Source organism: Mycobacterium sp., assembly GCF_032159565.1.
Taxonomy (GTDB): Bacteria; Actinomycetota; Actinomycetes; order Mycobacteriales; family Mycobacteriaceae; genus Mycobacterium.
On record NZ_JAVHWR010000008.1, the window covers coordinates 1 to 10,224 of the forward strand.

General features: G+C 63.6%; 12 protein-coding genes and 1 pseudogene. 2 read left to right on the forward strand and 11 right to left on the reverse strand.

The window, feature by feature from the left end; genetic code table 11:
* Window positions 1-451 precede the first annotated feature (451 nt).
* The 9 genes from QOC76_RS01170 to QOC76_RS01210 all read right to left on the reverse strand — a co-directional run bounded on the left by QOC76_RS01170 (window position 452) and on the right by QOC76_RS01210 (window position 7,044).
* On the reverse strand, window positions 452-853 hold the full coding sequence (locus QOC76_RS01170; RefSeq protein ID WP_526353304.1) for a hypothetical protein: 402 nt from the start codon (window positions 851-853) through the stop codon (window positions 452-454).
* 49 nt (window positions 854-902) lie between these two features.
* Window positions 903-1,718: a DUF1206 domain-containing protein gene (locus QOC76_RS01175; RefSeq protein WP_526353306.1), complete on the reverse strand. Its 816-nt coding sequence runs from the start codon at window positions 1,716-1,718 to the stop codon at window positions 903-905.
* A 70-nt stretch (window positions 1,719-1,788) separates the two neighbouring features.
* Window positions 1,789-2,238, reverse strand: coding sequence for a hypothetical protein (locus tag QOC76_RS01180; RefSeq protein WP_526353308.1), 450 nt, complete (start codon window positions 2,236-2,238; stop codon window positions 1,789-1,791).
* 101 nt (window positions 2,239-2,339) lie between these two features.
* Window positions 2,340-2,495, reverse strand: a complete 156-nt coding sequence (locus tag QOC76_RS01185; protein ID WP_526353310.1) for a DUF6131 family protein — start codon at window positions 2,493-2,495, stop codon at window positions 2,340-2,342.
* 438 nt (window positions 2,496-2,933) lie between these two features.
* Window positions 2,934-3,746, reverse strand: a complete 813-nt coding sequence (locus QOC76_RS01190) for a transglutaminase-like domain-containing protein (RefSeq protein ID WP_526353312.1) — start codon at window positions 3,744-3,746, stop codon at window positions 2,934-2,936.
* Window positions 3,746-4,150 carry a hypothetical protein gene (locus tag QOC76_RS01195; RefSeq protein WP_526353314.1) on the reverse strand — a complete coding sequence of 135 codons (405 nt, stop codon included), beginning with the start codon at window positions 4,148-4,150 and terminating at the stop codon, window positions 3,746-3,748. Before QOC76_RS01195 ends, QOC76_RS01190 begins: the two co-directional genes overlap by 1 nt.
* A 315-nt stretch (window positions 4,151-4,465) precedes the next feature.
* Entirely contained in the window at window positions 4,466-5,194 is a 729-nt protein-coding gene (locus QOC76_RS01200; RefSeq protein WP_526353316.1) for a proteasome-type protease, read from the reverse strand.
* Between the two features lie 268 nt (window positions 5,195-5,462).
* Window positions 5,463-6,062, reverse strand: coding sequence for a hypothetical protein (locus QOC76_RS01205; RefSeq protein WP_526353318.1), 600 nt, complete (start codon window positions 6,060-6,062; stop codon window positions 5,463-5,465).
* 178 nt (window positions 6,063-6,240) lie between these two features.
* Window positions 6,241-7,044, reverse strand: a complete 804-nt coding sequence (locus tag QOC76_RS01210; RefSeq protein ID WP_526353320.1) for an ANTAR domain-containing protein — start codon at window positions 7,042-7,044, stop codon at window positions 6,241-6,243.
* Between the two features lie 767 nt (window positions 7,045-7,811).
* On the opposite strand from QOC76_RS01210, the gene QOC76_RS01215 reads away from it, so the two are divergent.
* Window positions 7,812-8,114 (forward strand): STAS domain-containing protein, encoded by a 303-nt coding sequence (locus QOC76_RS01215; protein ID WP_526353322.1) that lies wholly within the window; start codon window positions 7,812-7,814, stop codon window positions 8,112-8,114.
* Window positions 8,115-8,765: 651 nt separating this feature from the next.
* On the opposite strand, the gene QOC76_RS01220 is transcribed toward QOC76_RS01215, so the two are convergent.
* Window positions 8,766-9,104, reverse strand: coding sequence for a hypothetical protein (locus QOC76_RS01220; RefSeq protein WP_526353324.1), 339 nt, complete (start codon window positions 9,102-9,104; stop codon window positions 8,766-8,768).
* Window positions 9,105-9,262: 158 nt separating this feature from the next.
* Window positions 9,263-9,679 (reverse strand): hypothetical protein, encoded by a 417-nt coding sequence (locus tag QOC76_RS01225; protein ID WP_526353326.1) that lies wholly within the window; start codon window positions 9,677-9,679, stop codon window positions 9,263-9,265.
* Between the two features lie 356 nt (window positions 9,680-10,035).
* Here QOC76_RS01225 and QOC76_RS01230 point away from each other — a divergent pair.
* Window positions 10,036-10,224: pseudogene (locus QOC76_RS01230) on the forward strand (amidohydrolase family protein); the annotation flags it as partial.

Consider the following 10,224-nt stretch of genomic DNA (forward strand, 5'->3'; position numbering starts at 1 on the left):
GCCGACAGCTGCGTCAAACGCGCCCACGCCAGTTAACGCTTGGATGATTAGCGGTGCCTGCATTTCAGGTCTATACCCACCGTTCGCGTGATTATGGCAAAGTTTGCACCCTTTTGATACTCCCGTACAGCTCGGCTCGGCGCCTGTGGCATTGGGCGCGAGCCGAACAGAAGGGAGCGGGGCACGTCGACGGCGTAATCGCGGAAGTCGGGCAGCCGCAGATCCTTCAGCAGCCTGAGGAGAAACTGGTGTGCGCGCCACGACACTCATTCCTACTCGGCGGATGGCTTCATTCCACTCAACGGCCGAAACCGGCGACACGCGGGGGCTGGTGATCGATCGTTCGTGTGTAGGTGACTCGGCGCTGGTTTCTCGGCGCCGGCTCGGCTCACGCACCATCCACAGCTTTCGCACAAGTGGCGTCTGTTCGCCGAGGCGACACGGAGGATGACTACCGTGAGTATTCGGGTTTGGAGAGCTTTTCCGCGAGCTGATCAAGCTCGGCCTGGAGTCTCTGCCTCTCGGCGGGTGCAGCGTTCTTAACGTCGGCGCCGGCTTGCGGCTGGGAGTGGACGACCTTTTTAACGTACTTGTTAGCATTCTCAATCGCGGAGTCGATTTTTTCGACTACGTCTTCAACGTCGGCGGGACGTGCGACGGCTTCAATCTTGTCTGGGTGGGTTTCTGTTCCAGTTATGGTGACTTGATGCCCTCGAACTATCTGCAGGAAGCAATCCGTCCAGGCGGGCGGAGGTAGCGGCAAGACTTGGAGTCGAATAATAGCTTCCTGCAGTGCTTCGCCTACTTCGACCTCCAATTTACCGACTCGGGAAATTGTCCACTCATCTGACATCGCTACTCCTTTCTTTCCAGCCGGCAAGGTCGTCACCAGCCGGTGCGGCTTACATTTTGGTGTATCGGGCCATGGCGAAGCTGTACAGGCCGTAGGTGATGATGCCCAGGCCTGCGGCGATCAGCAGTGCCACTCCGTAAGGTTGGGCCCCAAGTGTTTTCAGGGCGCCGTCGATTCCGGTCGCCTTGCTCGGCTCCGTAAGACTGGCAGCGACGATGACCAGTATTCCGGCCCCGGCGATGGCCAGGCCTTTAGCGATGTAGCCCACCGTGCCCAGTCGTCGCACCAGGTTGCTGGACGTCCCTTTGAGATCGCCGAGAAAGTTCTGGCTGGCTCCCTTGTAGATGTGATATCCGCCCACCGCGACGATGACGACGCCGCCGGCGATGAGTGCGACCGTGCCGACGCCGGTCTGCAACAGCCGCGCGCTGATCCCGGAATTCTGCTCACCAGTGGACTTTCCGGCTCCCCGGGCGAATCCGAATGTGGAGTACGCGAGCGCGAAGTAGACGACCGCGAGTGCAAAGGCTTTCGCCCGATCCAGGACTTCGGAAGCTGCGCGCTGCGATTTCGGGTCGGTCGAACGGCCTACCGCTGTTTCGACAAGCCGCCACAGCGCCATTACCAGGAAGGCCACCGCGGCGACCCAGAGCGCGACGATACCGCCAGGTCGGGCGGCGACTGCCGAGAGCGCCCCGGATTGATCAGCGTTGCCGACGCCACTGCCCAGAGCGATCCGGATGGCGAGATAGCCGATGGTGAGGTGCAAAAGGCCGCTCACGACATAGCCAGTTCGGGCGAATCGCTCGAAGGTGCTGTTCTGGACGATCTCTGTCGCGGTGGAGGTCGAGGCGTGGTCAAGCATTGGGGTCGTCGCTCCTAACCGGCCGGGCGACTCATCACCCGGCCGCCGCTGCCGTGAAGGGTTGGCGAGGCTACCTGGCTCGCGGCATCACTGGTGGGCCTTGCTTGCCGTTGGAAGTTCTTGGAGGTGTCTCATGGGTTGTGGAGTCCGCGTGCGCGGCATCGCCGAATTGGGTGTCCGGGTCAATCCTGTTGGCACGGTCGAATTCCTGGTTCACCTCGTCGCGGGCGGTGGCTGCGTCGCTGCGACGTATCTGCGCCTGGTGTTGTAGGCCGGTCGCGTGCGCTGCCTTGGCATCGGCCTCGGCTTGAGCGGCGCGGGCATTGGCCGCCGTCTCGTCGGCGAGCGCCTCGCGTTGTCCTACCTCGTGGGACTGTTCGGCAGCCTTGTCGCGGATGTCGCCGGCCTCGACGCGATGGTGCTGGGTGCGTCTGTTACGCGCTACCCACGCGATTGCGGCAAGGGCCAGAATTGCGACGACCGCGACGGCCGCGATCAAAACGATGCTGCTAGTAGTCATGTTGTCTCCTAGTATGGCGAAAGGGTCGATGGCTCGAATCGATTGTGGGCGTTAGGGAATGGTGCAGGCCATTACATTTGGGTGACACCTAGCAGCGCGATTTAGTAATAGGTGCGGCGGCCGGCGACGGCGTGTCCCATCGACCCCATCACGGTGAGGACCACGCCGACGATGAGGACGATGATGCCGATGGTCCACAGGATCGAGATTTTGAGCAGGAATCCGGCGATGAGAAGAATAATTCCGAGAACGATCATGGCATGCAACAACTTTCGGAACTTAAGGGTGACGTGCAGGATACGGCCAGGACGCCGAGGAAAGGCCCCCCGGTCGATGCCGGGCGTGGGCGGGACGTGATTACGCACGGAATAATCGAACGCCGAAACAGGAGCGATGCGGTCATGGTGATCCCGGCATGCGGACAATCACAAGAGCGTCGGGTTCGGAGCGAATGCTCCCGGAATTCTGCAGCGGACAGCGAAACTCATCCCGGACCAGCTGAAATTCTCAGCCACCTATGATGCTACACCTGCTACGCATTTCCCGTACGCGACAGATGTCATTCCGGTCGACGCCCTCCGGCGAGCAGACGCGGCCCAGCGTCGTCGAGCCGGGCCCAGTGTCGTGCTGGCCGTGGGATCACACCAAACTGGTCCCCATCGCACGGAATGGGTTCCGCGGCACGACTGGTTGACTCAACCGGCGGGTACCTCGTCGGTCCACACCTTGAAGCTCGTCAATGTGGCGGGGCCGAATGAGTTGCTCAACGCGACGTCGGCAGCGTCACGGCCACGGGCGATCAATACCCTGCCGATACGCGGCGTGTTGTGACGGGCGTCGAAGGTATGCCACTGCCCGCCGAGGAACACCTCGAACCACGCCGAGAAATCCATCGGATCGTCCACCGGCGGCACACCGATGTCGCCGAGGTAGCCGGTGCAGTAGCGCGCAGGGATGTTCATGCAGCGACAGAAGGCAACGGCGAGATGCGTGAAATCACGGCAGACCCCGGTCCCCTCGTTAAAGGCTTCCAGCGCCGTCCGGGTCGCGCGCGCGTTCGCATAGTCGAACCTGATATGTCGGTAAACATAGTCGCAAATTGCCTGAACGCGGCCCCATCCCGTTGGCGCCTGCCCAAAGAGATTCCACGCCGTCTCGGATAGCTGATCGGTTTCGCAATACCGGCTCCCGAGCAGGAAGACGAGCGTGTCCACGGGCAGCTCCGGCACGGGAATCTGTTGCGCCCCAGCGACGATGACGTCAGCCAAACCAGTGTCGTTGACGAGCGCATCGGCCGAGAGGCGCGTGCGGCCCTTCGGCGCAACAACGCGCGTACACCCGTTGCCGAAGCCATCACGATAGGCCGTCATCGGAATGGGCGGCTCAACCACCAGGTCGTCACGGCCGACGAGATCGGACACGCGGGTGAAGTGGACGCTGAGGTTGAATATCATCGGGGTTGGCTGGGGGCAGTCGTAGATCATCTCGAAGCCGACGTGGATGCGCATCATTTGTCTCCGGTCTCAGACAGGGAACATGCCGTGCGCAACGAATCGATCAGCATGCGCCGTAACACCGTCCAGCGCCGGTCAGCGGCGATGACTATGCCCTGGTTGACTTCCAGTTCGATTCCGACGTAGTCGTTCTGCCCGAAGCGACGGCGCAGGTGCGAGGTCAACCCGTCGCCCTTGCCGGCATAGGGGTAATTGCGGCGTTCCGGAGCAAACGCTGCGAGGCATTGCTTCCAGCGAGCGCACACCTCGACCTCCCTGCGCCGACCGGGGTCGTAGAGCAATCCCACGTCGGCGCCGCGCACCTTGCCGTTCAGCTCTGCAGTAAAGCTGTGCGACGAAATATGGATCACGCGATGGCCGCGCGACACCGCTTGCCTGACAAGACGTTCGACCTGCACGCGATAGGGCCGGTAATACTGTTCGACGATTTAGGTCCGCATCTCGGCCGGCGCACCACGCGTCGTCGCCGAAAAGACTGGGGGTGGCCAATCGAGCGATTGAGGTCGACGAGCAGACGACTGGTCGTGGAGGCCACGAACGGCGCGTGGCAGGCGGTGGCGAGTGCCGTCGCCATGACCAGCGCACCGGGATCGAACCCCCGGTGGGAAACCAGTAGCCCCCGCTGCTCCCGAAACAGCCGCCGATAGGGTGTAGGTATCCGGTTGAAGCCGTGTTCACAGGTCACTATGAAGGCATTCAACGTCGCATCCACCTCACCACTGCAACTCGGGCAACTGGCCAAATACCTGCCGCACACCTTCGCCCCATTCGTGGCTGAGTCCGGTGAAGTAGGGATCCCCGTCATCGAATCGTCGCCGCCACTGCACCTCGAGGCTGTCCCGTTCGTAGCAAATCAGGTCAATCGGCATGCCCACCGACAGGTTGCTGCGCATGGTCGAATCGAAAGACACCAGCACACACTTCGTGGCGTCTGCAAGCGGAGTATCACGCGTAATTACGCGGTCGAGGATCGGCTTTCCGTACTTGGTTTCACCGGTCTGAAAGAAGGATGTGTCGCTCCCCGCTTCGATGTAATTGCCCTCGGCGTAGATTCGGAACAGACGTATCGGCTCGCCATCGATCTGCCCACCGACGATGAACGAGGCATTGAAGCGGAACTTGTTCTCTTGCAGGTACTCTCCATCGCGCTTCTCGATATCGCGCATCGCGTCCGCGACCAGCCTCGCGACGTCGAACATGGTGCGGGCGCCGAAGAGATTAGTGGCCGCTTCGCCGTCGGCGCAGCGCTGCGTCAATACGCCGACGACGGCCTGAGTGCCGGCGAGGTTTCCCGAACTCAGCAGGACGATAACGCGGTTGCCGCGACGCTCGAAGACCGTCATCTTGCAGAACTTGGCGAAGTTGTCGACGCCAGCATTCGTCCGAGAATCGGAGGCGAAAATTATTCCCTTGTCGAGCATTACGCCGATGCAGTACGTCATGTGATTCGCCTTCTGATGCCATCACCCCGTTCACGATGCGGCCTGCACTTGGTCGTGGGAGATGCCTGGGTGAGCGAATCCCAATCTTGGATTGGCCCCTGCGCAGTGCCGGCGGAAGTCTCGTCGGGGTGCCCGGCGGTGAGCTTTTGCTCAGCGAGGACAGCGGTGGACGGCTGGCCTCAATCCGGACTGGTTGACAGTCTCAACATCTCTGACGCTACACCGGGTGGTATCCGGCCGCCGTGCGGACGGCGTGCGTATTGAGCACTTAGCGGATGTGGAACCCATTATCGCCGCGGGGGGTAAGTCGGGCCAGGATGAGGCGGGCGACGGCCAGGCGGTCCGTTCCACTGTGCGCGGCTTGTGTGTCGAGTTCCCAGTGAGCCTGCCGGGCGGTGGAGCCACGGCCGATGAGGACACCGACTGCTTGATTGGTCACCGAGGCCGCTTCCAAGGATGTTGCTGTGTCGGGATTGGCCGCTGCGGCGAGGTGGGCGTCGAGGGGAAAGTCCGTGAGTGGGCGTCCGGTCAGCCACGACGCGTCTGCAGCGAGGTCAACAAACGCCCCAGGCGAGCGCGCATAGAGGATGATTGCCACCGCCGCTACGTCGTGGCCGTCACCGGGGTCCGGCCACGCCAGCACGATGGAGGTGCCGATATCGCTCGCCGTCACATCGTCGTCGAACAGGGTGACCGTGAAAACCGGATCGTGGCGGGTGACAACCGCAGTCAGGCCCAGATAGCTGGGCACGGCCACGGCGACCGCGTCGGCTAACTGACGCAATCCCTGGCCGACATCGGATCTCGGCTCATCCAGCGCCGCGCTTAGGACAGCCAGCTCAGCGGCCAGTGACGCACTGAACTTCACGAGGTGCTCCGCTGGGCGCTCCCGGGCGCCGATCGAGCCTGCCAAATGCCGACAGGGCGAGTCGCCATGCACGGTGGGGGATTCTAGGACAGGTCAGGACCCGCCCCTAGTGGGTCTCCCGGCTCTCAACGTACTCGCTATCGGGGGCCAGCGATCCGCGAGGGCGATGTGCCTGCGGTCAGGATGGGCTGTGGCGGGCTCGGGCGCGGCGGACAGCCTCATCGACGATGCGCTGCGCCACGTCCGCCAATTTGCGATGCTCGCGTTGGCTCATCGCCCGCAGCTGAGCAAAGGACTCCTCGGCGCTGCGCCCGGTGCGGCCTCGGATCAGGCCGATCGCCTGATCGATCACCGGCCGCGTCGACAACGCCGTCTGCAACTGTGTGGCGAGTGCCTTCGCCCGGGCAAGGATCTGGGCGTTGTGGACCGCCACCGCAGCCGGTTTGGCGAACAGTTCCCCGAGTTGCGCGGCATGTTCGTCGAAGACGTCTTTCCTGTGGGCGTAGACGTTGATCGCCCCGACCACCTGGCCCGGCAACAGCAGCGGCAGCGAGAGCGCACTGTGCACGCCCAAACGGCCCACCCGTGGACCGAACCGCGGCCACATCTTCTCCCCGCCCAGTGAACCTGACCGCACCGTGCGACGTTCCAGCGCCGCCGTGATGCAGGGGCCCTCTTTGAGGGTCACATACTGGATGTCGTCGATCTCGGTGACAAACGGCGCACTGGCCGCCAACGCTTCGACGATGTTGTCGGGCGGGTCAACCCGCAGCAGCGTCACCCCGGCACCGTCGGCGCCCGGTATCGCGCGCACCGCGAAGGTCGCCACCTCCGCCAGCAACTCCGCCAACCCGACACTGTCGGTGACCAGTTCGGAGAGGCCGCCGATCGCGGCCAGCAAGTCGGCGTCGTCCGCGACGACCTGCTCAGAGGTCAGGGGTCGGTCCAGTGTGCCCTCTTCGTTGTCGTTGAATTCGGTCATCGCCGCTATCCGCGCCTATTGTCTCGCCGACCCTGATAGCCGCGGGTGTGGCGACCCTACCTGCAGCGCAGCCGCTCCAGGTCCGAGGATCAGTATACGGCTGCCCTCATCTCGATACGGCTGCCCTCATCTCGATTCCCGACGCAGAAGCGCTAGCCAACAGCGTTGACGGGAAAAAAACGGCGTCGGCGGAAACGACGTCTCCCAGCGGAAAGGTCCGAGCGGGTGTAGGTTCACCAATAGCTCAGAATTTCAGCTGGTCTGGGACGAGTTCCGCCGCCTGCCGCGGAGCTCCAGGAGCAGTCGCTCCGAACCCGACACTCCTGTGATATCCGTATGCCGGGATCACTATGTCCGCATCGCCGATGTTCGGGCGTGCTCGTGTGCAGGCCGAATCACACCGCACCAACGCCCGGCGTTCACCAGGGAGCCATAGCCTGTGCTCCCTGCACGTATGCCGCGCTCCTGATCGGCAGGCGCGACCGCGCGGTGAGGTGGACGTGCAGTTCCGGCGTGCTGAGGTCGACATCCCACCGACGGGCTCGGCCGACGTCCAGCGCACATTCCGACCGCCGAACGGGGTGACGGCCCTGTGATCCCCCGCGCGAACACGTTGCACCGGTGTGAATCTGGCGTACGACTGAAGGGAGCCCCACGTGGCCGCAGTTGAAACCCGAGACATGCAGTACCCGTCGACCCCGCCCGATTACCCCATCGCGACCTCACCCTGGCGGCCGCGGGCCGTCTTCAGTGGTCGCTGGTTGACGATGTCGACCGAGATTGTCAGCGCTCACGGTGATATTGACGCGACAAACGCCGGCGCCCTGACCGAGTACGCGCTGGGCGACGTGAGAGCTCGCCATGCGATGATCCTGGATCTGCGCGGTGTGGGTTTCATGGGGATCGATGGGTTTTCGGCACTGCACAGGATCTCCGTGTGTTGCGCTGCCGCGGGAACGCATTGGGCGATGGTGTCCGGTCCAGCGGTGTTGCGCGTGCTGGCGGTCTGTGACCCGGAAGGGGTATTGCCCTGCGCCTGCACTATGAACGCGGCGATAGCGGTCATTTGAACTAGCTTGCTAGCAAGCGGCGCGGCCGGTTCGAAAGGCATTGTGAGACAGGTAAAGTCAGCTGTTGTCCGATGAGATCAGGTGGTCGCAGCTGCAATTCTGCAGCCTGACACAGGCTGAAAGTCTTCAGCGCCCGACGGCGCCTGGACCAGTTCTGGGCAAACGTGGCCCGACCGTCAGGGTCTGGCCGCGCTTGTATAGGCGCACATGGGCACAATCTGTTCGCGCATATGAGAATTCGAGCAGCAAGAGTTAGCCGCCGCTAGGCTCGAAGAGGGACTCTTCCGGAGGACCCTTATGGCCGAAGCGAAGTTTTGCACCCCTGTGCCAATGTGCCCGTGCGCTTTTTTGTTTTGCGGTTACGGATATCGATGGAGCAGTGAGGGAAACGGGCGGGGAGTTGGTGGGGCGGTGTGGTGTGTCGGGGATTTATGGTTAGGGGATCGATGTGGTGGGGATGTGGTTGGTGTGGCGAAGATTTGGGCGGCGTTGGTGACACTGGCGGCCGAATTTTTCCTGTTGGCTTGGCTCGTGGGGGGTCCGCGGGGGGAGTGGGCCGGTGCGGCGATCGCGCAGTGGTAGCTCGCTAAGCCAACCGGCCGGCCCGATTCGAGGGGTAGTCGTGGTTCGGCCGGTTGACGAGTCCGAACTTTACAGCTCGGTGCCCGGGATGGGGGTGGCTTCGCGGCTGGGGATGACCGACCGGATGCTCGACAGCGGCATACCGGCTTGCAGCGCGGAGTGGGTGATCGCCGCCAGTCGGGGCAGGGCGCTGTGGTCGTCGCGGGCGGCGGTGGCGGCGTAGGTGAGTGCCATTCCGGCGCGCACGGTGTGCTGCCCGCAGTAGGAGACCGCGGCCATGGTGAGCAGTTCGGCGCGGACGCGGCCTCGGTGGTGTGCGGCGATGCGCGTCCAGGTGCGGCCGGCGACGAGTTCATGGCCAACGCCCAGGCGCAGGTATCCGTCGCGCAGCGCGGTGTGCAGCTCCACGTTGAAAATTCGTTCTGACCAGTGTCGGAGCGTGTTTACTTGTTAGCCGGATCGAGCCGCAGGACGCCCTGTGTCCTAAATCTGTCCTACCGCTGAGGAGAAGACGTCCGCGGCTGCGGTCAGGCCGTCGTCGGTCACACGCCCATAGACGGCCTGGGTCATGCGCTCGGTATGGCCGTGCCGGGCGGCAATCGGCGGCGATGCCTGCGGCGCGCATCCGTGAGATGTTGCTGCCGCAGCTTGCGGAGCGTGATCGCCTTCAGCCCGGCGGCGGTGCGTTGGGCTGCAAACTCGCGCGAGTATTCGCGCACGGGTAGCCACGTTCCATCGACGCGTGACAGCAATAGGTCGGCGTCGGTGAGTGGTCGGCCCACTGCCAGGCGCTCGCCCAGGTGTACCGAGCGCATCGCCTTGAGCATCGCCAGCTCTCGCGGCGGCACCGGGAGACCAGCCGCGCACACACCGCTGAGGAACTCGCAGCTCAGTTCAGTGCCGCTCTGAACGAACCCGGACCTCACCTCATCGACGCCGCGGTGCCCGCACCGTGGTGACCCAGGATTTGCGGCGGCGACCACGTTCGGAGGGTACCGCCGACTCGCCGGTTCGACGGCGGCACCGCGTCGCCGGTTCACACACTGGCGATACGACGCCCCTACCAGACCGCCGCAGTCGTCATGCTCGTGAGCGTCGCCGCCGCGGTACCGTTGACTTTCTTCAGTTCTGGGGTGAAGTCACCGCAACAGAACAGCTGACCATTGTCTCGAGACGGGCGGGTCTGTCGATGGATCGCGGCACTGATCGCACTGAAGGTGCCAGCTTCTGTCGAACTAATCACCGCGCGCCCTACTGTGCATGCCGACGACCACCACAGCCTCGCTTTAACGTGCGCAGCGCTCCGCACCGCGGCTTGGGCTCCCACTAGTCTGTCGTCATGGGCGTCACCGACACCGACCCGCAGCTCATCGAGGTGCACGCCCACTTCCTCACCGACGGCTATGTAGTCGCAGCGCGCGCCGCCGGCCACGTTCACCCGGACGGGATGGCGGGCTGGCCGAGCTGGTCGGCCGAGGAGCATCTGCGGCTGATGGACCGCTGGGGCGTGGCAACGGCGATGCTGTCG